This window comes from Pseudomonas sp. ABa2, assembly GCF_056676075.1.
Genome location: NZ_CM155239.1, coordinates 1,060,001 through 1,082,600, shown reverse-complemented (window position 1 = coordinate 1,082,600; position 22,600 = coordinate 1,060,001). Strand labels below are relative to the sequence as shown.

At 64.5% G+C, this 22,600-nt stretch carries 16 protein-coding genes and 2 rRNA genes (1 of these 18 only partly in view); 3 read left to right on the top strand and 15 right to left on the bottom strand.

The features are described 5' to 3' along the window. Window positions 1–67: 67 nt before the first annotated feature. The 10 genes from rimI to AC1G9C_RS05120 all read right to left on the bottom strand — a co-directional run bounded on the left by rimI (window position 68) and on the right by AC1G9C_RS05120 (window position 11,612). Window positions 68–520 (bottom strand): ribosomal protein S18-alanine N-acetyltransferase, encoded by a 453-nt coding sequence (rimI, locus tag AC1G9C_RS05165; RefSeq protein WP_021445354.1) that lies wholly within the window; start codon window positions 518–520, stop codon window positions 68–70. A 27-nt stretch (window positions 521–547) separates the two neighbouring features. After that, the gene (locus tag AC1G9C_RS05160; RefSeq protein ID WP_480409610.1) at window positions 548–1,345 is read right to left on the bottom strand and encodes an energy transducer TonB; all 798 of its coding nucleotides are present in this window, start codon (window positions 1,343–1,345) and stop codon (window positions 548–550) included. Then, on the bottom strand, window positions 1,342–2,889 hold the full coding sequence (locus AC1G9C_RS05155; protein ID WP_122108880.1) for a 2-isopropylmalate synthase: 1,548 nt from the start codon (window positions 2,887–2,889) through the stop codon (window positions 1,342–1,344). Before AC1G9C_RS05155 ends, AC1G9C_RS05160 begins: the two co-directional genes overlap by 4 nt. Window positions 2,890–3,111: 222 nt before the next feature. Further along, a complete protein-coding gene (locus AC1G9C_RS05150) occupies window positions 3,112–4,356 on the bottom strand; it encodes a saccharopine dehydrogenase family protein (RefSeq protein WP_031303084.1) in 1,245 nt (414 codons plus the stop codon). Between the two features lie 134 nt (window positions 4,357–4,490). Then, complete coding sequence (locus AC1G9C_RS05145; RefSeq protein WP_480409609.1) at window positions 4,491–5,588, bottom strand: carboxynorspermidine decarboxylase; 1,098 nt, start codon at window positions 5,586–5,588, stop codon at window positions 4,491–4,493. A 245-nt stretch (window positions 5,589–5,833) separates the two neighbouring features. Beyond that, complete coding sequence (locus tag AC1G9C_RS05140) at window positions 5,834–8,161, bottom strand: DUF6160 family protein (RefSeq protein ID WP_480409608.1); 2,328 nt, start codon at window positions 8,159–8,161, stop codon at window positions 5,834–5,836. Between the two features lie 11 nt (window positions 8,162–8,172). Next, on the bottom strand, window positions 8,173–8,763 hold the full coding sequence (locus tag AC1G9C_RS05135) for a DUF6160 family protein (RefSeq protein WP_031304159.1): 591 nt from the start codon (window positions 8,761–8,763) through the stop codon (window positions 8,173–8,175). Beyond that, window positions 8,750–9,808: a hypothetical protein gene (locus tag AC1G9C_RS05130; RefSeq protein ID WP_480409607.1), complete on the bottom strand. Its 1,059-nt coding sequence runs from the start codon at window positions 9,806–9,808 to the stop codon at window positions 8,750–8,752. Before AC1G9C_RS05130 ends, AC1G9C_RS05135 begins: the two co-directional genes overlap by 14 nt. A 2-nt stretch (window positions 9,809–9,810) precedes the next feature. Continuing rightward, on the bottom strand, window positions 9,811–10,824 hold the full coding sequence (locus AC1G9C_RS05125) for a DUF6160 family protein (protein WP_457787870.1): 1,014 nt from the start codon (window positions 10,822–10,824) through the stop codon (window positions 9,811–9,813). 185 nt (window positions 10,825–11,009) lie between these two features. Further along, on the bottom strand, window positions 11,010–11,612 hold the full coding sequence (locus AC1G9C_RS05120; RefSeq protein ID WP_480409606.1) for a hypothetical protein: 603 nt from the start codon (window positions 11,610–11,612) through the stop codon (window positions 11,010–11,012). A gap of 225 nt (window positions 11,613–11,837) precedes the next feature. On the opposite strand from AC1G9C_RS05120, the gene mksB reads away from it, so the two are divergent. The 3 genes from mksB (at window position 11,838) to mksF (ending at window position 16,782) form a co-directional block, all read left to right on the top strand. Next, window positions 11,838–13,079 (top strand): Mks condensin complex protein MksB, encoded by a 1,242-nt coding sequence (gene mksB, locus AC1G9C_RS05115; protein ID WP_021446239.1) that lies wholly within the window; start codon window positions 11,838–11,840, stop codon window positions 13,077–13,079. 182 nt (window positions 13,080–13,261) lie between these two features. After that, window positions 13,262–13,954, top strand: coding sequence for an Mks condensin complex protein MksE (gene mksE, locus AC1G9C_RS05110; RefSeq protein ID WP_480409605.1), 693 nt, complete (start codon window positions 13,262–13,264; stop codon window positions 13,952–13,954). Continuing rightward, window positions 13,951–16,782, top strand: coding sequence for an Mks condensin complex protein MksF (gene mksF / locus AC1G9C_RS05105; protein ID WP_480409604.1), 2,832 nt, complete (start codon window positions 13,951–13,953; stop codon window positions 16,780–16,782). Before mksE ends, mksF begins: the two co-directional genes overlap by 4 nt. Window positions 16,783–16,895: 113 nt before the next feature. On the opposite strand, the gene AC1G9C_RS05100 is transcribed toward mksF, so the two are convergent. From AC1G9C_RS05100 to AC1G9C_RS05080, 5 genes are all read right to left on the bottom strand, one after another. Continuing rightward, the gene (locus AC1G9C_RS05100; protein ID WP_480409603.1) at window positions 16,896–19,199 is read right to left on the bottom strand and encodes a PqiB family protein; all 2,304 of its coding nucleotides are present in this window, start codon (window positions 19,197–19,199) and stop codon (window positions 16,896–16,898) included. Then, window positions 19,192–19,809 (bottom strand): paraquat-inducible protein A, encoded by a 618-nt coding sequence (locus AC1G9C_RS05095; RefSeq protein WP_031304153.1) that lies wholly within the window; start codon window positions 19,807–19,809, stop codon window positions 19,192–19,194. The genes AC1G9C_RS05100 and AC1G9C_RS05095 overlap by 8 nt, the downstream gene beginning before the upstream one ends. Next, a complete protein-coding gene (locus AC1G9C_RS05090; protein ID WP_480409602.1) occupies window positions 19,796–20,455 on the bottom strand; it encodes a paraquat-inducible protein A in 660 nt (219 codons plus the stop codon). The genes AC1G9C_RS05095 and AC1G9C_RS05090 overlap by 14 nt, the downstream gene beginning before the upstream one ends. 157 nt (window positions 20,456–20,612) lie before the next feature. Next, window positions 20,613–20,728: ribosomal RNA gene (rrf, locus tag AC1G9C_RS05085) — 5S ribosomal RNA — on the bottom strand. Window positions 20,729–20,898: 170 nt separating this feature from the next. After that, window positions 20,899–22,600: ribosomal RNA gene (locus AC1G9C_RS05080) — 23S ribosomal RNA — on the bottom strand (it continues 1,190 nt past the right edge of the window).

Here is a 22,600-nt window from a genome sequence, read left to right as displayed (position 1 = left end):
GATGTCGCTTTTCACATCCACCACAGCGGTGGATCGGTAAAGCATGATCCACCCTACGCCAACAACCTCAATCGACCAGGGTGCAGGCCATCACCAGCGCATCTTCACGACCGCCCACCGCCGGGTAGTAGTCGCGGCGCCGGCCGACTTCGTTGAAGCCATAGCGCTCGTACAGGCGGTAGGCGCTCTGGTTGCTGGCGCGCACTTCGAGGAAGCACTCGCGACCGCCCAGCTCATGGGCCTCTTTCATCAAATGTTCGAGCAGACGCAGGCCGAGGCCACGGCCCTGGCTCTCCGGCTTGACGGTGATATTGAGCAGGTGCGCTTCGTCGAGGATCAGGTTGATCACGCCGTGGCCGACCTGCTGGCCGCCCTCGAACATCAGCCAGCAGTGATAGGACTTGAGGCTGTCGGTGAAGATGCCACGGGTCCAGGGGTGGCTGAAGGCGGCGTATTCGATCTTCAGCACGGCATCGAGATCCGCCTCGGTCATGGGGCGGAAGGAAATCGCATCGGTCATTCGCTAGAACTCGGCGGCAGGTGGCACTCAGGCGTCGGTACTTTTCAGCCAGCGCTGGCGCACCCGCTGCATGGCTTGCCACAACTCGCGCTTGCGCGCCGGCTCTTCCATCAGCAGCTCCAGGCCCGGCAGCGCCCAGCAGGCGCCGAGGCCCTCGATCTGCAGCTCGCGGTTGTAGCTCTGTGCGTCGCCCTCACCGGCGAAGCGAATGGCCGGCAGGCCGACCAGCCACAGGCAGGTGCTGGGTTGTTCCTCCAGGCGCGCGGCGACGAAGCTCTGCACGAACTCCAGCGCCGCCTGCGGGCCCTGGTCCAGATTGCCGCGCACCAGCAGCGGCCAGCGCACCGGCTCGCCGAGCAGTTGCGGGCTGTCCGGCAGGCCGGCGGCGCGCAGCAGGTCCTTGAGCAGGATGTAGGCCGGGTCGCGACTCTGGAACGGCTCGCCGGTGGGCAGCTCGACCAGCAGCGCGCAGTCGCCGGCGCGCAGCAGCTGCAGGGCGAAACGCGGCGGCGGCGCGGCGACGCGGGCCGGCTTTTCCTCCACCGGCGCAGCCTCCTCGACCACCGCGGCGGCCTGGCGCGGCTGGGCAGCGGGGCGCGGCACCTCGATCTTCGCTCGCTCGGCAGTGGGCGCCGGCACGGTTTCGCGGGCTACCGCCGGGGCCGCGGCGACCGGCTCGACCGGCGTCTCGACCTCTATTTCCGCCTGTGGCGGCTCCAGCAGTTCCGGCCGCGACGGCGCGGCGAAGGGCAATACGGTGCGTGGCAGCCAGCTGGCCACCTGCATGGCGCCCAGGTAGGCGCGCCGACGGAGTTCGGGGATCACACGCCCTCCACTTGCGGATGCGCCTTCTGCCCGACCTGCATCAGGTTCAGCGCGTTGATATAGGCCTTGGCCGAGGCCACCAGAATATCGGTGTCGGCGCCGTTGCCGTTGACGATGCGACCGCCCTTCTCCAGGCGCACGGTGACCTCGCCCTGCGAATCGGTGCCCTGGGTGATGGCATTGACCGAATACAGCAGCAGGCTGGCCTCGGAGGCGGCGATGGCCTCGATGGCCTTGAAGGTGGCATCCACCGGGCCGGAGCCCTGGGCGCCGGCACGCCGTTCGTTGCCCTCGACGCTGACCACGATCTGCGCCTGCGGCACCTCGCCGGTCTTGCTCGCCACTTCCAGGGTGACCAGCTTGAAGTGCTCCGGCGCCTCCTCGGCCAGGGTGTCGGAGACCAGCGCCTGCAGGTCCTCGTCGAAGATCTCGTGCTTCTTGTCGGCCAGCTCCTTGAAGCGGGCGAAGGCGGCGTTCAGCTCGGCCTCGCCGGCCAGGACGATGCCCAGCTCGTCCAGGCGCGAGCGGAAGGCGGCGCGCCCGGAGTGCTTGCCCATGACCATCTTGTTGGTGTTCCAGCCCACCGACTGGGCGGACATGATCTCGTAGGTCTCGCGGTGCTTGAGCACGCCGTCCTGGTGGATGCCGGACTCGTGGGCGAAGGCGTTGGCGCCGACTATGGCCTTGTTCGGCTGCACCGGGAAGCCGGTGATGCCGGAGACCATGCGCGAGGTGCTGAGGATATGCGGGGTGTCGATGTTGGTGTGCACGCCGAGCAGGTCCTGGCGGGTCTTGATCGCCATGACGATCTCTTCCAGCGCGGCGTTGCCGGCCCGCTCGCCGAGGCCGTTGATGGTGCACTCGACCTGGCGCGCGCCGGCCACCACGGCGGCCAGGGAGTTGGCCACGGCCAGGCCCAGGTCGTTGTGGCAGTGCACCGAGAAGATCGCCTTGTCGGCATTGGGCACGCGCTCGAGCAACTGGCGGATGGTATCGGCGTACTGGTGCGGGATGGCGTAGCCGACGGTGTCGGGGATGTTGATGGTGCGCGCGCCGGCGTCGATGGCCGCCTCGATGATGCGGCAGAGGAAGTCGATCTCCGAGCGGCCGGCGTCCTCGCAGGAGAACTCCACGTCGCTGCACAGGTTGCGCGCCTTCTTCACCGCGCGCACGGCCTGGGCCACCACGTCATCCGGCTGCATGCGCAGCTTGTACTGCATATGGATCGGGCTGGTGGCGATAAAGGTGTGGATGCGCCCGGAGTTGGCCCCGGCCAGCGCCTCGGCGGCGCGCTCGATGTCGGCGTCCACCGCGCGCGACAGGCTGCACACGGTGCTGTCCTTGATGTTGTCGGCGATCGCCTTGACCGCGGCGAAGTCCCCCGGGCTGGCGATGGCGAAACCGGCCTCGATCACGTCTACCCGCAGGCGCTCCAGGGCCTTGGCGATGCGCAGCTTCTCCTCGCCGGTCATGGAGGCGCCGGGGCTCTGCTCGCCGTCGCGCAGGGTGGTGTCGAAGATGATGACGCGATCGTTGCTGCTCATTGGGGTTTCCTCACGGCTGCCGGGGCGCCCTTCGTGGGGGCGTCTGTAATCGGCCGATTGTCGCGTGAAATGGGCGGGCCGGGAAGGCACAGCTGCGGCTCGTAGGGTGGATGTCGCTTTTTACATCCACCATGGGGCAGTGCACGCCGATGGTACCGGTGGAAAACAAAACGCCCGCCAAGTGGCGGGCGTTTGCCGATCCTGTGCGCTAGGCGCAGCCAATCAGAGCGGCTGATCCCAGGGACGGTCGCCGTGCTCGTCCTTGATGCGGGTGGGCAGGCCCATCACGTCCAGCAGCTTCAAGAACGGCTCGGCCGGCAGCTCCTCGACGTTGACCATGCGCTTGGCATCCCACTCGCCACGCGCCACCAGCAGGGCGGCGGCGACCGGCGGTACGCCGGCGGTGTAGGAGATGCCCTGGCTGTCGGTCTCGGCGAAGGCTTCTTCGTGGTCGGCGACGTTGTAGATAAACAGCTCAGTCTGCTTACCGTCTTTCGTGCCTTTTACCAGGTCGCCGATGCAGGTCTTGCCGCTGTAGCCCGGCGCCAGCGAGGCGGGATCGGGCAGCACGGCCTTGACCACCTTGAGCGGTACCACTTCGAGACCTTCAGCGGTCTTGACCGGCTGCTCGGAGAGCAGGCCGAGGTTCTTCAGCACGGTGAACACGTTGATGTAGTGGTCGCCGAAGCTCATCCAGAAGCGCACGTTCGGTACGTCGAGGTGCTTGGACAGCGAGTGCACCTCGTCATGGCCGGTCAGGTACAGGTTCTGTTCGCCCACCACCGGCAGATCGTCGGTGCGTTTGACTTCGAACATGCGGTTGCTCACCCACTGGCTGTTCTGCCAGCTGTAGACCGTGCCGGTGAATTCGCGGAAATTGATTTCCGGGTCGAAATTGGTGGCGAAGTACTTGCCGTGCGAACCGGCGTTGACGTCGAGGATGTCGATCGACTCGATCTTGTCGAAGTACTGTTGTTGCGCCAGAGCGGCATAGGAGTTGACCACGCCCGGGTCGAAGCCGACGCCGAGGATGGCGGTCACGCCTTTCTCCTGGCATTCGGCCAGGTGCTTCCACTCGTAGTTGCCGTACCACGGCGGGGTTTCACAGATCTTGCTCGGATCTTCGTGGATGGCGGTGTCCAGATAGGCGACGCCGGTGTCGATGCAGGCGCGCAGCACGGACATGTTGAGGAACGCCGAGCCGACGTTGATGACGATCTGCGATTCGGTCTCGCGGATCAATGCCTTGGTCGCTTCCACGTCCAGGGCGTTCAGCGCATAGGCCTTGATCTCGCCGGGCTGCTTGAGGCCGCCCTTGGCCTGCACGCTGTCGATGATGGCCTGGCATTTGGAGATGTTGCGCGACGCAATTGCAATGCGACCTAACTCGTCATTGTGTTGCGCGCACTTATGGGCCACCACCTTGGCAACACCTCCTGCACCAATGATCAGGACATTCTTCTTCAATTGTTCCACCTCCTAGTACTGCGTTATTGAAAGCGTTTGATGAATCGTAGGGTGGATGACGCTCTTTTCATCCACCATCGCTTGGCAAATGGTGGACGGATGAAGCGTCGTCCACCCTACGTGACTTGAACCTGTCAGCTGAGGCTCGACAGGTAGTCCTCGAACTCGAACTGGCGCACCACCTCGACGCTACCGTCGAGTTGTTTCACCACGATGGACGGCATCTTCAGGCCGTTGAACCAGTTCTTCTTGACCATGGTGTAACCCGCCGCGTCGATGAACGACAGGCGATCGCCGATCTGCAGCGGCTTGTCGAACTGGTATTCGCCGAAGATGTCGCCGGCCAGGCAGGATTTGCCGCAGACCATGTAGCTGTGCTCGCCGTCGTTCGGCGCCATCTTGGCGTTGAGGCGGTAGATCAAGAGGTCGAGCATATGCGCTTCGATGGAGCTGTCGACCACGGCCAGGTGCTTGCCGTTGTACAGGGTGTCGAGCACGGTCACCTCCAGCGAGGCGCTCAGGGTGATCGCCGCTTCGCCCGGCTCCAGATACACCTGCACACCGTATTTTTCCGAGAAGGCTTTCAGCCGCGCGCAGAAGGCATCGATCGGGTACCCCTCGCCGGTGAAGTGGATGCCGCCGCCGAGGCTGACCCACTCGACCTGGGCGATCAGGTGGCCGAAGCGCTCCTCGATGCAGGTCAGCATCTGGTCGAACAGCTCGAAGCTGGCGTTCTCGCAGTTGTTGTGGAACATGAAGCCGCTGATCTGCCCCATGACCTTGGCGATCTTCTCCGGGTCCCACTCGCCGAGGCGGCTGAACGGGCGCGCCGGGTCGGCCAGCAGGTAGTCGGAGCTGCTCACCTGCGGATTGACCCGCAGGCCGCGGATGGTGCCTTCGGTGGCCGCGGCGAAGCGCTCGAGCTGGCCGATGGAGTTGAAGATGATCTTGTCGCAGTTGGCGACCATCTCTTCGATCTCGTCGTCGGCCCAGGCCACGCTGTAGGCGTGGGTCTCGCCGGCGAACTTCTGCCGGCCGAGCTTGAGCTCGTAGAGCGAGGACGAGGTGGTGCCGTCCATGTACTGCTGCATCAGGTCGAACACCGACCAGGTGGCGAAGCATTTCAGCGCCAGCAGCGCCTTGGCCCCGGAGTTCTCGCGCACGTAGGCGATCTTCTCCAGGTTGACCAGAAGCTTCTGTTTGTCGATGAGGTAGTACGGCGTTTGGATCATCTCGTAGCCCCCGCAAGGTCGGCCGATGAAGGGCCTTGCGACCCCCCAGAAAAAAGTGGACGCGAATTGTGCCGATTACCGACAAATATCGAAAGGGCATTGGAGATTTTTTGTACAACGGGCGATTACCGGTTGCTTCGGCAGAAGCCAATGCAGGGGGCGCCGTGCGCGCCGGGGTGTACGAAGCCTCGGTGCGCATAGCGCACCCTACGGGCCTGCCATGACAGGGGCGTGAGCGCCGGCCTTCAGTTGATCGGCGTGGCGGTCAGGTTGGCGCGGATATCGGCGTTCTGCAGCTTCATGCCGTACATCGAGGTGACCGCGCCGCCGGTGGGGTGGACGTTCTGGATGCGGTCGATGTTGATCTCCTTGAAGTGCACCCGGCCGTTGACGGCGAAGCCCAACGGGTCGGGCGTCACCGGCGGGCAGCCGCTGGCGCCCTTGTCGCAGACCTTGGTCGGTGCCACGTCGAGGTTGAGGTCGACGCGCACGCCGTAGCTGTTGGCATTGGCGTCGGCCGGATTGGCATCGGAGGTGTGGAAGTTGTCCACCACCAGCTGCGCGCCGCTGCCGTTGACCCCGTTTACCCGATCGGTCTCGATGATCAGCTGATTGCGCTTCTCGCTGGCCGAGACGCTGCCCGCCGGGTTGCCCGAGGCGTCGCGGACGAAGACGTTCTTCAGCCCGGCGGTCAGGCCCTCGTTGCCGCGGTCCTCCCAGCGCCCGCCGCTGGCCGAGCAGGCCGAGGCACTGGCGCCGCTGCCGCCGACGCACAGCGCGCCGGCGCCGCCGGAGCTGAGGCTGAGGGTGGAGCCCTGCTCGTAGCGGCGCAGCACGATGCGGCCGAGGCTGTGGCCGCTATGGCGGTCGCCCCAGCGCAGGTCATTGACGTCCAGGGTCGACCAGTAGGTGCCCTTGTTCAGTTGCACGCCGTCCTGGGTCACGTCCAGCGAACCGTCGCGAAAGTGCATGTCGTAGCGGGTGCCGGACAGCCACAGGCCCTTGCCGCTCTCGTCGACGGTGATCGCCGCGTTGGCGTCGCTGATGAGAAAGTCGGCGTTGTAGCGCAGGCCGTCGCCGCTGGCGCCGCCGGGGCGGATGGTCAGCTGGCCGTTGAGGGTGAAATCGTAGGCCGGGAAGATTTCCAGCAGCACCAGCAGTTCGGTGCCGCCCTGCAGCGGCGCATCGGCCGTGCCGACGCGCAGGCCGTCGAAGCTGTAGCTGCCGACCACATTCTTCAGGCCCAGGCGCAGGCCGTCGAAGTGGCCGTCGTAGCCGCCGCTGCCCGGCTGGGTATTGGCGCTGCCGGCGTAGCAGCCGGCGCTGACGCCGCCGGCGCAGCTCTTGGTCAGATCCAGGCTGAGCTGGCCACTGCCATGGGTGCGCAGGCCGCTGAACCACAGGCTGTTGCCGTTATCGGTGAGCGAGACCGAGCTGCTGACCATGTTCCACGACAGATCGGCGCTGATGCCCTTGAGCCCGGAATTGGGATCGCCGCCGGGGCGCAGCCTGAACCAGTTCTGCCGCGCGCCCTGGTCCTGGAAATTGAGGTCCAGCGCCAGGCTGCCGATCTTCTGGTTGCTCGGGTTGCCGATGATCAGGCCGCCGAGGCTGGCGTTGAGCTTGAGGTCCTGAAAGGCCAGTTGCGCATAGCGGCCGCTGCCGTCCTCGCCCAGGTCGAGGGTGATGCCGTTCTGGCTGCTGAGCACGCCGGCGAAGTTCTCCGCGCGCAGCACGCCGTCGTCCCGGTACTGGAACAGGCTGTTGGCAATGGTGATCTGCGGGATCAGGCGCAGCCCCTCGCCAGTGGCGCCGCCGCCGGCGATGCGGATGCTGCCGCCCAGGCGCAGGTCCATGTCCAGCTGGCCGAAGCTGCGCCCGTGCTCGGGATGCCGCGTATCCGGCGCGCCAGGGGTGACCGCGACACCGGCCACGGGGTCGCCGTGGGCCAGGTCGAGGTTGATCGCGCCGATATGGCCGACGAAGCGCGAGTCGCCCAGATCGAGGCGGATCGCCGAACCGTCGCCGCCGCCGACTATGTCCAGATAGGCGTTGTTCAAATAGGTGTCGAAGGACAGGTCGCGCACGATCAGGTCGAGGCCGTTGTCGCGGTAGTAGAAGGTCACCGCATCCAGGCTCAGGCGGCTGCCATCGACGCTGAAGCCGGCCACGCCATCGGCGCCGCCACCGCTGAGCTTGAGGCTGGCGCCCAAGGTATAGAAGGCGCGGAAGGCGCCGAAGCTCTTGTCGCTGCCGGCGAAGCCCACATTGCTGATCGCCAGTTCGTTGGGCCGGCCCTGATGCTCGATCTGCAACCGCTCGTCGACCACGTCGAGCTGCGTGGTCGAGCTGCTGCCGGCTTGCTGCGGGCGACTGGAGACGCCTTCCAGGCGCAGGCTCTGGCCGTCGTCGCGGTACTCGATGCTGCCCGCCGACCAGCCGCCGCCGCTGGTTTCGATGCTGATGCCGCCCTGGCCGCTGACGCCGGCCAGGCTGTCGTCGTCCAGCGCCTGCATGGCCCAGACCGGCGAGCTGCCCAGCAGGAGCGCTGAAAGCCAAGCGTGACGCTGCATGATGCGGCTCCTCAATTGGTCGGGAAGATCAGCACGCTGCCCTGCATGCGGATGCTGCCGTCGATCTTGGCCGAGAAGATATTGGTCTGCTGATAGCTGGGGTCGCCGCCGTTGGCGGCACTCAGCGCCTTGTTCTTCCAGCCGCCCTGGCTGGCCACGCCGAAGGCGAAGTTGCCGTCCTTGAAGCGGATTTCGTTGGGCAGGCCGAGCGCCAGCACCTCCTGCTCGCCGCCCGCGCCGGTCAGGGTGCGGGTGTCGAGGGTCAGGCCCTCGAAGCTGAAGATGCCCTTGAGGTTGTCCAGCACATACCAGCCGGCATTGGCGCCGGAACGAATCGCCAGGCGCAGGCCGCAGCTCTCCGGGCTGGCTGCGCCGGCCAGGGCGCAGCTGCGCTGGTTGGCCGTCCACAGCGCCGGGTCGTTGCTCGCCGGGGTATCCCAGAGCACGCCGCCGTCCTTGTTGATGCTGAACTCGCCGGACAGGTAGACCCCGCCCTGCCCGCTCATCTGGCTGAGGGCGCTGTCGTCCAGCGGCTGCAGTTCGGCCAGGGCCAGCGCCGGCAGCAGCGCCAGCAACGCCATGCTTCGACTAGCGCAGGTCATAGCTGCTCACCTTGAGGTAGTTGAAGCTCAGCCCGGAAATCTCGTTGCGCCCGAAGTTGTAGCCGCCGGTGGGAATCGCGGTGGGGCTGCTGCGCGTGCCGCCGACGGTCAGGTTCTCGAACACCAGATTGGTGCGCGGTGCGTTGGCGTAGAAATCGGTCGCCAGGGCCTGGCGTTGTGCCGCGCTGGTACCAGCGGCGGTGGGGTTCTGCAGTTCCAGCACGAACTGGCCGTCGGCGCTGGAGCGCAGGCGCAACGGCTGCGACTTGCCGTAGCCCAGGGCGATATTGGCGTAGCCGTTGGTGATATAGAGGGTGCGCGCGCCGCGCTGGGCGGCGGTCTCGCCGGCGGTATCGCAGTTGGCCTGGGCGCAGGACATGATCTCCAGGGTCTTGGCGAAGATATTCACCCGCGCCTCGCCGACCAGCTCGCCATTGCCGTTCTGTCCGGGGTCGCCCCACAGGCGCAGGTAGGAGCCGTCCATCACCAGTTGGTGGAAATCCAGGGCGAGCATCTCGGTGCGTCCGGCCGCCACCTGGAAGTCGAAGCGCATGCCCAGATCGGCGCGCCCGCTCGGCGCGGTCGAGCAATTGGAGCCGGCGCCGGCGTAGCTGGCGATACAGGGGTTGCCGCCGGCCTGCAGACGCTCGGGGAAGTTGAACGACAGCACGGCGACATTGCTGGGCGTGGTCTGCACCCACTGACCGTCGTCGCGCAGGGTGCGCAGCTCCTCGCCCTTGGCCAGTTCCAGCTCGAAGGGATGGTCGAGGCTGCCGATGGTCACCGGGTTGAGATTGCTGCCCTTGTTGCTGCCGGCGGCGCCCAGGTAGAGGTTCTTCAACGAAATGGGGACGTTCTGCCCCTGATCGTTGGTGATGTCGTTGATCACGATCTGCGCGCCGGAGCCATCCAGCAGCACCTGATCCAGCACGAAGCCCAGACCGGCGCCCTGCACGTCGGAGAGTTCCTGATCGCTCAGGGGTTCCATGGCGACGGCCAGCGACCAGCTCGACATGCAGGTGAGCAGCAACAGGCAGCGTTTCATCGTCAGCACCCCTTCATGGCACTACCCAGGCAGGTGTCCTGCCGCGGGATGCCGTTCAACGCCTGGTCGAAGTCGAACTTGATGCCCGCCACCAGGTTGCCGTTGGCGTCGCGGTACTTGGGAATATTGAGGAAGGCGCCGGCCACGGTATTGATCAGCTCGGAGGTGTCCATGTCGCGCCATTGCATGTCCTTGAGCTGCAGGGAAATGAACACCCCCTTGGCGGCCTGATCCATGCCCGGGGCATTGACGTTGCCGACGTTAAGCGACTGGAACTGGCTGAGGTTGAAGCAGGTGGTGATGCCGATGATCTGACAGCCCTGCGAGGGGAAGGCGTCGAGCAACCCGCCCAGAATGTTGCAATTGGCCACGCACTGCACCGACGAGCCGTTCTTCAGGCCGGCCTGATCGGTGCGGACGGAGTCGGGAACGCCGTTATTGACCAGCTCTGCCTCGGCCTTGACCGTGGAGTTTTCGTTCACCGTGGCGCTCAGCAGCAGCCACTGGAAGAAGTTGGCCTTGTCCAGCAGGGGTTTGGCCTTGCCCTCCAGGTCCACCGCGATCTTGCCGGTCAGGTGCGAGATATCCCCGGACAGCACGCCTTTGGCCTCGCCGAAGCCGATGCGCACGCCGACCACCTGATTGCCCTCGTAGGCCAGCTCCAGGTAGGGATCGACGATCTGGAACGGGTTGATCGTATCGTTGGGACCGACCGTACCCAAGGCGAAGTTGTTGATCAGGATGTCCGAGGCGCGGGTCTCGCCCGCGCGCGGATAGCCGCCCAATTCCAGCTTCTTGATATTGAGCTGGGTGTCCACCTTGAGGCCGAAGTTGACCCGGGTGTAGTTGACCTGCCCGGCGGTGTCGGTGGTGAGGTTGATAAACGCCTGCCCGGTGATGGCCGACAACTCGTCGTCCGCCAGCTCCTCCAGCTTGGCCTGAGCCACCGGCGCGACCAGCAGCGAGGCGCACAGCAACGCCAGAGCATGTTTGGCGAAACGGCAGGACTGGCGCATGGCGGAACCCCTTTTCTTATGGTGGCGGTCGAGCGCTCCGACTCGAACCCTTATGGCCACTATATGGACGCCTGCGCCAGGACGGCCCGACCCATAGTCGAGAAAAGGACGTCAAATAGCCGCCTGCCGCGGCGCGATCAGGGCGGCGGTGTTACCGCCGGCAACAGCGGCGTAACACCCGCCCGTCAGCCCTGCCGGAACAACGCCAGCAGGTGCTCGGCAATAGTGCCGCGGATGGCGTCGATGCTCAGCTGCGAACAGCGCGCCAGCTTGTGCGGGTTGATCCGGTGCAGGTGCAGCGACGGCATGCGCGCCTCGTACTCGCGCAGATCGCCCTTCACCAGCACCGGCAGGAAATGTTCGCCGCGTGCGCGGTAACGCTCGATCAGCAGGCGCAGGCCGTCCTGGAACGGCAGCTCGCGCGAGGCCACCAGGCGAAACTCGCCCGGCACCTTGAGGTACAGCCCGGTCTCGCCCACCGCCTCGCCCGGCAGGATATGTACCCCGGTGGCTTCCACGGCGTCGGCCGGGATATCGTGGAAGGTGTCGTGCCAGGCCAGCTCGTCCGGCAGGATGGTGATGCTGCCCGCCTCCTGCGGCACCACGAAGCTGTAGTTGCTGTAGAGCTTTTCCACGTAGCTGGAATAGATACACAGGCGGTTTTCGAAGCGCTTGAGAAAGGCGATGGCCTCGCTGCGGTCGGTGATGGCGTCCAGCTCCCAGTCCAGGTCGCGCTGGTGCTGCAACTCTTGCCAACAGGCGTCGATACTCAGGGCGGTGGCGGGCATGGGCGAACTCTGGCGGCAAGGCTATGCGCAGCTCTTTGCAGAAAGTGCGCCAGCCGCCAGGCAGCGCTTTTTCCACCCATATCAAGGACTTGCCCGGCCCATCCGGGCCCGCCGCGTCCCAATGTGCCGCAACGCGTCACCTGCCTCTGATCGACTCGCGCTCAAACCCGGCACCCGCCTTGCAGTACAATCGCCTCTTTTCACTTGCCTGGACCCGGCGCCTCGATGATCGATCCCAAGCGCGTATTGCGCGCCCTCGCCGAACACTGGACGTTGCTCGAACCGCTCTGCGAGCGTTTCGACGCCGGCACCCTGAGCCTGGTGGAGCTGCGCGGCCAGCTCGCCGCGCAGTTGCCCGACGCCACGCCCAGCGACACCACCGCCCTGCTCGACACCTGGATTCGCCTGGACATCCTGGTGCCGGTGGCCAAGAGCCCCAACCGTTTCGAGCTCAATGCGCAGATCCACGATTTTCTCGCCTACCTGCGCCGCGAGCACCGCCTCGGCCTGTGCCTGGAGATCGAAGCCTACCTGCGCCACCTGGAGCGCCTGGCCGGCTATATCCAGGACGCCTTCGAGGTGCGCGACGCCAACGACCTGGCGCGCCAGCTGCGCCTGCTCGATATGCGCGTACGCGACGTGCTGAAGAAGCTGGCCAACGACGAACAGGCGCTGGTCGGTGTGGCCGACCGGGCCAAGACCTCGGATCGGCAGATTCCCCTGCGCCAGCGCTACGCCGAGGTGCTGGCCACCTGGGACGAGTACGTCGAGCCGATGATCCAGCTGGTCGCCGCCGACGGCGCCTTCGAACAGGGCGTGCGCCGGGTCGAACAGGTGCTGCTGCGCCTGCTCGGCGACCAGCAGCGCCTCGGCCAACTGGTCGACGACGACCTGCTGCTGCGCACCCACGCGCGCATCCTGGAAATGCAGACCACCGCCCAGCTGACCCTGCGCAAGGCTCGCGAGCTGCTGCTGCCGCTGCGCGAGGAAGCGCGCCGGCACAACGCCGTGACCCGTGGTGCGGCGCTGGCGCTGTCGGTGATCCGCAAGAAGGGCATCGACGCCGTGCCGCAGGCGGCCATGCCGCTGTTCACCCGGCCGCAGAGCAACTTCCTGGGTTCGGCCAGCCAGGTCGAAGCCTACGTCTACGCCCTGGCCCGTTTCGAAGCCAAGCCGGCGCATTTTCCCAAGGCCAGCGGCAGCCGCAAGGGCGGCGCGCCCAAGGCGCCGAAGACCGCGCGGGAAATGATCGAGCGCTGCGAACAGGCCCTGCCGCTGCCGGACCTGATGGCCTGGCTGCTGGAACAGGAGCCGGAAGGTGCCACCGACGAACTGCTCTACTGGTTCTCGCGCCTGTCGCGCGAGTCGCGCTTCCAGCGTGAACGCCTGGAGCGCCGCCAGTACCTGACCCGCGAGCACGAGGTCAGCCTCAGCTCCTATGCCCTGGTAGGCCAGCCCAATGCCTGAGTACTACGTAGGGTGGACAACGCTTTTTTTGTCCACCTTGGCGATTGCCGGGCGGTGGACGGATGAAGCGTCGTCCACCCTACCCCCTGCTCAAGACTCCGTAGGGTGCGCTGTGCACACCATAACCGACGACCCGGTGCGCACGGCGCACCCTACTCGGCTCCACTAGCCAACGGATTGCCATGAACATCGATCTAAAAGAAATGACCCAGCTCGCGGCCGCCTTCCGCGACCTGTTCAAGGGCTACCACATCTCGCGCAGCGAGCCGGAGTGCTACGCCCAGCTGTCCAGCATGCAGGACCAGTACCGCGCGCTGTTCCGCGCCCTCGGTTTCGAGCTGGTGTGCGACCCGCGCGGCTTCTACTACTTCGTCCCCGAGCAGGTCGCCCCGCAAGTGAACAAGACCGCCCAGCGCCTGGCGCTGTTCACCTTTATCCTCGTGGAACATCTGGCTGACCAGGGCCGCGACCCGCTCTCCGTACTCGACGGCGGCAGCATCGGCCGTGACGAGCTGCCGGCGCTGCTGGACAAGTACCGCGACCTGTTCCTGCAGGCCGAAGTCACCACCTTCGAGGAGCTGGAAGACAAGATCATTCGCCGACTGGTGCAGCTCGGCTTCGCCGAGGACAGCAACGGCGTGTACCGCTTCCTGCCGCCGATGCACCGCTTCCTCGACGTCTGCCTGTCGGTACAGCACGACCGCGACCTGGCCGCCAGCCTGCACAGCAGCGATCTGCCGCTGCCGGCGCCGGTGCTGCTGGACGATGACGGCGATGCCGAGGTGGTTGATGCCATCGACGCCGAAGAATCCGAGGAAGATGCCCTGGCCCGCGCCATGGCCGACGAACGCGCCGCACAGGAGATGGACGCATGAGCCAGGAACGCTACGGCATCCGCCGCTTCGCCCTGCTGAACACCGCCGGCTACAGCCTCGGCCTGTTCCCGCTGGAAAACCCGCTGTCGGTCTACGGCGCCAACAACCTGGGCAAATCCGCCTCGATCAACGCCCTGCAGTTCCCCATCCTGGCGCGCATGTCGGACATGAGCTTCGGCAAGTACAGCCTGGAAGCCTCGCGCAAGTTCTACTTCGCCAGCGACACCAGCTACATCCTCGTCGAGGTCGCCCTGCCCCATGGCCCGCACGTGATCGGCGTGGCCGGTCGCGGCCCGGGTGGCGGCTTCGGCCACCAGTTCTTCGCCTACGCCGGCGAGCTGGACCTGGAGCACTACCAGCAGAACGGCACCTGCCTGCGCCAGCGCGAGCTGTTCAAGAACCTCGGCCAGGCCGGCATCACCGCCTACGAACTGAAGCCCGACGAACTGCGTCGCCTGCTGGTCGGTGGCCACACCAGCATCCCGCTGGACCTGACCCTGATCCCGCTGCGCTCGACCAGCGAGCAGAGCCTGAAGACCTTCCGCGCGCTGTTTATCAACCTCCTGCACATGCGCGAGATCACCGCGGCCAAGCTCAAGCAGCTGTTCCTCGATGCCTTCGAGCACAGCCTGCGCTCGGGTAGCGTCGACTATATCGCCGCGACCGAAGAAGCCTTCCGCGACGTGCGCCGCATGGAGCAGGACTACCAGGCGCTGGTCACCGCCGGCCCGCTGATCGAGGCACTGGCCTCGGGCGTCACTCAGCGCGAGACTCTGCGCGGCAAGCTGCATCGCCTCTCGCCGTTGCTCGACAACCTGCTGGGCACCTGGCACGACTACGCCGATGCGCGCAAGGAAGAGCTGGTGATCCAGGCCGAGCACTACCGCAACGAGCAGGACGGCCTGCAGAACGAGCAGCGCGGCGGCACCAGCGAGTTGATGCGCCTGGAGCGCGAGATCAGCGAGATCCAGCGCTGGCTGGGCGAGCTGTCCGTGCTGAGGAACCGCTTCGCCCTGGTGGAAAACGCCAAGGTGCTGGAAGAGCAACTGCTCGCCGCCAAGGACGCCCACGACGAACTGGCCGGCGCTCTGGCGCAGTCGCGGCAGTTCTCCAGCGAAGACCTGGACGAGCGCCTGCGCGACCTGGAAAAACGCCTCAAGTCGGTCAAGCAGCAGCTCGATCACGCCGACAACAACAGCTACTCGCGCCTGCGCGAGGAATTCAGCCAGCAGGACGTCGACCGCCTGATGCGCCTGTTCAACGGTCAGCTGTTCAGCCTGCCGCTGGGCGAGAAAGGCATCCAGGCCGACGGCGACGACTGGGTCAAGGCCGTCGAGGCCGTGCTGGACCGCTTCAAGGGCGACACCTTCGCCGTGCCGGGCCTGTCCATCGACCTCAGCCATATCGAACCACCGGCGCTGCAGGCACTGGCCGACCGCGCCGCCCTCCGTGACCAGAAGGATCGCCTGGAGCGCGAGCTCAAGCAGCTCAAGACCCAACAGTCGGTAGCCGCCGACCGCGCCGCCAGCAAGGCCCAGGCCGAGACGCTGTATCAGGCCGTGCTGGATGCGCAGAAAGCGCTGGAAGACTTCCGCAAGAGCCAGACCCTGGCCGCCGAGGAGGCGCAGAAGCTGGAGCGCCTGGCCGAGCTGGAAGGCGCGCAGGACGAACTCAAGCGTGCCAGCGATGCCTTCGCCGAGCGCGTACAGCAGCTCTCCGCCAAGCTGCAACTGGTCGGCCGTCAACTGGCCGACCTGGAGGCCAAGGAACGCACCCTGGAAGACGCCTTGCGCCGTCGCCAGCTGCTGCCCGCCGACCTGCCCTTTGGCACGCCCTTCATGGAGCCGGTGGACGACTCGCTGGACAATCTGCTGCCGCTGCTCAACGACTACCAGGACACCTGGCAGGCGCTGCAGCGTATCGACGGTCAGATCGAGGCGCTCTACGCCCAGGTACGCCTGAAGGGCGTGGCCAAGTTCGACAGCGAGGACGACGTCGAGCGCCGCCTGCAACTGCTGGTAAACGCCTACGCCCACCGCCAGGACGAAGCCCTCACCCTGGCCAAGGCGCGCCGTGCGGCGGTCACCGATATCGCCCGCACCTTGCGCAATATCCGCAGCGACTACGACAACCTCGAGCACCAACTGGCGCTGTTCAACCGCGAGATCAACAAGCGCCAGGTCTCCAACCTCTCGAGCTTCCGCATCGTCCTGGCGCCGAACAAGGAAGCCCTGCGCCATATCGATCAGATCATCCACAGCGCCGGACAGTACGAAGAGGGCGAGACACTGTCGGTATTCGACCTGTCGCAGTCGGCCGACCAGGACGCGAAGAACGAGGAGGCCAAGGACTACCTGTCGCGCCTGGTCGCCGCCAATGGCAACCAGTTGGGCCTCAAGGATCTGTTCGAACTGGCCTTCGAGATCACCAAGGTGCATGGCCAGCCGATCATCCACACCGACATCGATGGCGCCGCATCCAACGGCACCACCATGACCATCAAGGCACTGACCAACATGTACCTGTTGCTGCACCTGATGGACCGCGAGCAGGCCGGGCGCATCCGCCTGCCCTACTACCTCGACGAGGCGGCGGACATCGACGAACGCAACCAGCAGGCGCTGATCGAGACCAGCCTGCAGCTCGGCTTCGTGCCGATCCTGGCTTCGGTCAAACCGCAGGTCTCGGCCCACGTGGCCATCGACTTGGAAGGCGGCAGCGGCCCCAACGGCATCTACATCGACGAGGCGGACTGGAAGTTCATCAAGCCCCGCGAGACTGCCAAGGCGCAGGCGCCGCAGCTGGAAGAAGCGGTCGAGCCGGCTTGAAGCTCAAGCCCCCCCAAGGTTCACACGACCGTAGGAGCGGCTTCAGCCGCGAGCTTTCATAAGCCCAATGAAAAAGGCCGCTCGATGCGGCCTTTTTCATTTCTACGGTTTGCTCACTGCTCCAGCACGATCTTCGGCGCCCACTGCATCCAGCCGTCCTCAGGCTCATCGAACAGCGCAAAGGTCTGCCCCGGCTGCGCCGGCCCACCCATTTCCGGGTTGTTCGGCGTGGCGAAGGCGATACCGCCCTCGATCAGCGCCTCCAGCGACTCGGTCCGCACCTTGACGCCCTTGAACAGCCCGGCATCCACACCGATGCCGCTGGCATTCCAGAAGCGGCTGCCGCTGCGCACCAGCGGCGCATAACGCGGCTCGATCAGCACATGGATCAGCACCCGATCGGAGGTCGGTCCCAGCTCGAAGTTCACCACCTTGCCCACCGGAATTTCACGATAGCTGACCAGTACGCCGGGCTTGATCGAGCCGCGCCGCGCTGCGCTGAGCACCAGGCGCAGGCCCTCTTCACGCGCACTCTGACTGGGCGGGCTGCCCAATGCGGTGAACTCCAGCCGCCGCGCGCCCGGCTTGGCTGCCGGCTGCACTTCCAGGTACTGACCGCTGACCAGGGTACCCAGGTTGGCGGCGCGGGTCAGACTCAGTTCCGGCTTGATCACCCAGAACTGCGTGCCCTCGCGGGCGATACGCTCGGCGGCCTCGGTGATGCGCACGCCCAGCACCACGGCCTGCAGGTCGTCGGTGAGGCTCATGCTCTCCACCTTGCCGACCTCCAGGCCCTTGTAGCGGATCGCCGTGCCGGGCTGCAGGCCGTCGCCATTGGCGACCCGGATGCTGATCGGTTGCCCAGGTTGCAGGGCGCTGTCGCGATCGGCGTATAGGTTGAAACGCTGCACCCGCCGGTCGCTCCTGGCCGCCTGCGGCTCGGGGGTCTCGAAGGCGATGCCGCCGGCCAATAGGGTCTGCAGCGACTCGCTCTTCACCTCCACCCCCGACAGTCCGCCCTTGAGGGTGATGCCGCTGGCATTCCAGAAACGGGTCGAGGAGTTGACCAGATGGCTGTACTCCGGCTCGATGTGCACGCCCAGCACCACCTGGCGGTCGTCGCGCGACAACTGGAAGCTCTGCACCGAGCCCACCTTGATCTGCCGGTAGAGGATCGGACTGCCCACCTCCATGGACCCCAGGTTGTCGCTGAACAGCACCAGGTGCAGCCCCGGCGCGCCCAGATCCAGCGGCGGCGCCTTGGGCCGCGCCACGAACTCGCGCAGCGGCGGATTGCCGCTTTCGCCGGGACGAATGGCGATGTAGTTGCCCTTGACCAGCGCCTCCAGACCGGTGATGCCGGCCAGCGAGATCGACGGTCGGACCACCCAGAAATCGGTGCCCTCGACCAGGTAGTCCTCGGTACGCGGGTCGAGCATCAGCTCCACCTGGGCGCCGCCCAGGTCGGCATCGACCTTGAACGTCTTCATGTGGCCGACCTGGATGCCCTTGTACATCACCGGCGTGCGCCCCGGCTCCAGGCCTTCGAAGTCGTGCAGCTTCAGCGCGACGCGGATACCGGCCTGCGCTGCGTCGTAGTCCTCGTAGAGGCGGAAGGGAATGCTCGGATCGGTGGCCGGACTATCCTTGCGGTGCTCCGGCGTGGCGAAGGCGATTCCGCCGGCGACTATGCTGGCCAGCGACTCGGTACGCAGCTTGACCCCGGTCAGGCCGGCATCGATGGACACGCCGCTGGCGTTCCAGAAGCGCGTGTGCTTGCGCACCAGGCTGGCGTACTGCGGCTCGATGAACAGCTTAACCTCGACCGTGCTCTGATCCGCGCCCAACACGTAGCTCTTCACCCGACCGACCTGGATCTGCTTGTAGAACACCGGACTGTCCTTGCTCAAGGAGCCGAGACGTTCGGCATGCAGGGTCAGGTGCAGACCGGGCACGTCGTCCGCCAGCGGCGGCGCCTCGGGCAACGCGGTGTACTTGCGCGCCGGCTCGCCCTCCCCCGGGCTGACGGCGATGTAGTTGCCGGACACCAGTGTCTCCAGCCCGGTAATCCCGGCCAGGGTGACGCTGGGCTTGACCAGCCAGAAGCGCGTGCCGCTGAGCAGATGGGGCCCGGTGTCCTTGTCCATCTCCAGCGTGGCGATCACCCCGCGCCGCTCGCCGCTGCGATCGAGCGCCAGTTCGGTGACCTTGCCGATGGCGATGCCCTTGTAGATCACCTCGGTCTTGCCGACCTGGATACCGGAGCCGTTCTCGAACAGCACCTGAATCTCGATGCCGGCTTGCGAATAGGCGCGCCAGGCCAACCAGGCCCCTATCGCCAGGGCGAGCAGGGGCAACACCCAGATGGCAGACCAGTTGGAAGCCGGTCGAGTCTTGGCCGTTGGCAGATCAGTCATGGTCAGGTTCCGTGTTGTCCCAGATCAGGCGAGGGTCGAAGGTCAGAGCGGCGAGCATGGTCAGAATCACCACGCTGGCGAAGGCGGCGGCACCGGCATTCGGCTCGATGCTGGCCAGGCTGCCGAAGTTCACCAGCGCGACCAGGATGGCGATGACGAAGATATCCAGCATCGACCAGCGGCCGATCCACTCGATGAAGCGATACATGAGAATGCGCTGGCGCGCCGACATCGGCTGATGACGTTGCACCGAGTACAGCAGCAAGGCGATGCCGACCAGCTTGAAGGTCGGCACCAGGATACTGGCGACGAACACCACCGCAGCAATCGGCAGCATGTCGTACTGGATCAGCTCGATCACCCCGCCCATGATGGTCGACGGTGCCCCCTTGCCCAGGCTGTTGACCGTCATGATCGGCAGCAGGTTGGCCGGGATATAGAGAATCGCCGCGGTCAGCAGCAACGCCCAGGTGCGTGCCAAACTGTCGGGCCTGCGCGCATGCACCTGCGCACCGCAGCGGCTGCAATACTGGTGCTTGACGTCTGGGTCGACGGGGTTGAGCTGATGGCACTCATGGCAAATCAGCAATCCCGCATCAATCGCCCGCATGAATGTCCTCCCCGGACAAGGCTTCCCAGATCTGATGTGGCGACATGGTCACCTCCAGCCACACCTGCACCAACAGCAGCGCGACGAAACAGAACAATCCCAAACCGAGGCTCAGGTCGGCCAGATCCATCAGCTTGACTATCGCCACCAGGATGCCCATCAGATAGACCTCGAGCATGCCCCATTCGCGCATATGGTGATAAATGCGATAGAGCAACAAACCATAGCTGCGTCCGAAATCCAGGCGAATGCTTAGCAGCACCAACAGCTGGCACAACAGCTTGAGCAGCGGCACCGCCATGCTGCAGAGAAAGACCACCAGGGCGATGCCCTGCATGCCGCTGTCGTAGAGCCCTACAACGCCACTCCAGACTGTATCCTCGGTGGTCTGCCCCAACAGATTGAGCTGCATGATCGGCAGAAAATTGGCCGGTACATAGAGCAGCAGGGCCGCGATCACCAGTGCCAGACTGCGCCTGACCACGCGGTGCCGGTGGCGGAACAGTTCATAGCCACAGCGCGGGCATGCCGCGCTTTCGCCATCGCTCAAGCTCGGCTTGTGCATCAGCAGATCGCACTCATGGCAAGCGACCAACGCCTCCAGCGGAAACGTCATTAGCCGCTGCTCGGTAGCCGAATCAGACATGAAGCCCCCCAGGTAATATCGACCTATTCTAGACGAGCCACGGCAACGGACATACACAGGCGAACGGCGTCTCCTACAGCACAAGGTCTGCCACGATTTTCCGACGCGCAAAGAAGAAACCCCAGACCGCGTTGGCGATCTGGGGTTTCGTATAGGAGCTTGACGATGACCTACTCTCACATGGGGAAGCCCCACACTACCATCGGCGATGCGTCGTTTCACTGCTGAGTTCGGGATGGGATCAGGTGGTTCCAACGCTCTATGGTCGTCAAGCAATTTGTTGCTGTCGCGGGGTTAGCCGTTACAGCGAATTGGGTATGTGACAGTCGTTTGGCTTGGCCCTTGGGCCTGTAGCTCTCGTGCAAATCTTCGGCATTCAGTCGACTTCACCATCGACACCCTCTGTCGCAGGCTCATGCCCTTGCAGATTGTTTGGGTGTTATATGGTCAAGCCTCACGGGCAATTAGTATGGGTTAGCTCAACGCCTCACAGCGCTTACACACCCCACCTATCAACGTCGTAGTCTTCGACGGCCCTTCAGGGAGCTCAAGGCTCCAGTGAGATCTCATCTTGAGGCAAGTTTCCCGCTTAGATGCTTTCAGCGGTTATCTTTTCCGAACATAGCTACCCGGCAATGCCACTGGCGTGACAACCGGAACACCAGAGGTTCGTCCAACCCGGTCCTCTCGTACTAAGGTCAGCCCCTCTCAAATCTCAAACGTCCACGGCAGATAGGGACCGAACTGTCTCACGACGTTCTAAACCCAGCTCGCGTACCACTTTAAATGGCGAACAGCCATACCCTTGGGACCGGCTTCAGCCCCAGGATGTGATGAGCCGACATCGAGGTGCCAAACACCGCCGTCGATATGAACTCTTGGGCGGTATCAGCCTGTTATCCCCGGAGTACCTTTTATCCGTTGAGCGATGGCCCTTCCATACAGAACCACCGGATCACTAAGACCTACTTTCGTACCTGCTCGACGTGTCTGTCTCGCAGTCAAGCGCGCTTTTGCCTTTATACTCTACGACCGATTTCCGACCGGTCTGAGCGCACCTTCGTACTCCTCCGTTACTCTTTGGGAGGAGACCGCCCCAGTCAAACTACCCACCATACACTGTCCTCGATCCGGATAACGGACCAGAGTTAGAACCTCAAGGTTGCCAGGGTGGTATTTCAAGGATGGCTCCATGAGAACTGGCGTCCCCACTTCAAAGCCTCCCACCTATCCTACACAAGCAAGCTCAAAGTCCAGTGCAAAGCTATAGTAAAGGTTCACGGGGTCTTTCCGTCTAGCCGCGGATACACTGCATCTTCACAGCGATTTCAATTTCACTGAGTCTCGGGTGGAGACAGCGCCGCCATCGTTACGCCATTCGTGCAGGTCGGAACTTACCCGACAAGGAATTTCGCTACCTTAGGACCGTTATAGTTACGGCCGCCGTTTACCGGGGCTTCGATCAAGAGCTTCGCTTGCGCTAACCCCATCAATTAACCTTCCGGCACCGGGCAGGCGTCACACCCTATACGTCCACTTTCGTGTTTGCAGAGTGCTGTGTTTTTAATAAACAGTCGCAGCGGCCTGGTATCTTCGACCGGCATGGGCTTACGCAGTAAATGCTTCACCCTCACCGGCGCACCTTCTCCCGAAGTTACGGTGCCATTTTGCCTAGTTCCTTCACCCGAGTTCTCTCAAGCGCCTTGGTATTCTCTACCTAACCACCTGTGTCGGTTTGGGGTACGGTTCCTAGTTACCTGAAGCTTAGAAGCTTTTCCTGGAAGCATGGCATCAACCACTTCGCATTCTAAAAGAACGCTCGTCATCAGCTCTCGGCCTTGATCTCCCGGATTTACCTAAGAAACCAGCCTACCACCTTAAACACGGACAACCAACGCCGTGCTGGCCTAGCCTTCTCCGTCCCTCCATCGCAGTAACTAGAAGTACGGGAATATTAACCCGTTTCCCATCGACTACGCATTTCTGCCTCGCCTTAGGGGCCGACTAACCCTGCGTCGATTAACGTTGCGCAGGAAACCTTGGTCTTTCGGCGTGCGAGTTTTTCACTCGCATTGTCGTTACTCATGTCAGCATTCGCACTTCTGATACCTCCAGCAAGCTTCTCAACTCACCTTCACAGGCTTA

Bases quoted from the DNA above. Each gene is read 5' to 3' on its own strand.
- rimI (WP_021445354.1), bottom strand. From the start codon at position 520: ATGACCGATGCGATTTCCTTCCGCCCCATGACCGAGGCGGATCTCGAT.
- AC1G9C_RS05140 (WP_480409608.1), bottom strand. From the start codon at position 8,161: ATGCAGCGTCACGCTTGGCTTTCAGCGCTCCTGCTGGGCAGCTCGCCG.
- mksF (WP_480409604.1), top strand. From the start codon at position 13,951: ATGAGCCAGGAACGCTACGGCATCCGCCGCTTCGCCCTGCTGAACACC.
- AC1G9C_RS05155 (WP_122108880.1), bottom strand. From the start codon at position 2,889: ATGAGCAGCAACGATCGCGTCATCATCTTCGACACCACCCTGCGCGAC.
- AC1G9C_RS05135 (WP_031304159.1), bottom strand. From the start codon at position 8,763: ATGACCTGCGCTAGTCGAAGCATGGCGTTGCTGGCGCTGCTGCCGGCG.
- mksE (WP_480409605.1), top strand. From the start codon at position 13,262: ATGAACATCGATCTAAAAGAAATGACCCAGCTCGCGGCCGCCTTCCGC.
- AC1G9C_RS05095 (WP_031304153.1), bottom strand. From the start codon at position 19,809: ATGCGGGCGATTGATGCGGGATTGCTGATTTGCCATGAGTGCCATCAG.
- AC1G9C_RS05120 (WP_480409606.1), bottom strand. From the start codon at position 11,612: ATGCCCGCCACCGCCCTGAGTATCGACGCCTGTTGGCAAGAGTTGCAG.
- AC1G9C_RS05090 (WP_480409602.1), bottom strand. From the start codon at position 20,455: ATGTCTGATTCGGCTACCGAGCAGCGGCTAATGACGTTTCCGCTGGAG.
- AC1G9C_RS05125 (WP_457787870.1), bottom strand. From the start codon at position 10,824: ATGCGCCAGTCCTGCCGTTTCGCCAAACATGCTCTGGCGTTGCTGTGC.
- mksB (WP_021446239.1), top strand. From the start codon at position 11,838: ATGATCGATCCCAAGCGCGTATTGCGCGCCCTCGCCGAACACTGGACG.
- AC1G9C_RS05145 (WP_480409609.1), bottom strand. From the start codon at position 5,588: ATGATCCAAACGCCGTACTACCTCATCGACAAACAGAAGCTTCTGGTC.
- AC1G9C_RS05100 (WP_480409603.1), bottom strand. From the start codon at position 19,199: ATGACTGATCTGCCAACGGCCAAGACTCGACCGGCTTCCAACTGGTCT.
- AC1G9C_RS05130 (WP_480409607.1), bottom strand. From the start codon at position 9,808: ATGAAACGCTGCCTGTTGCTGCTCACCTGCATGTCGAGCTGGTCGCTG.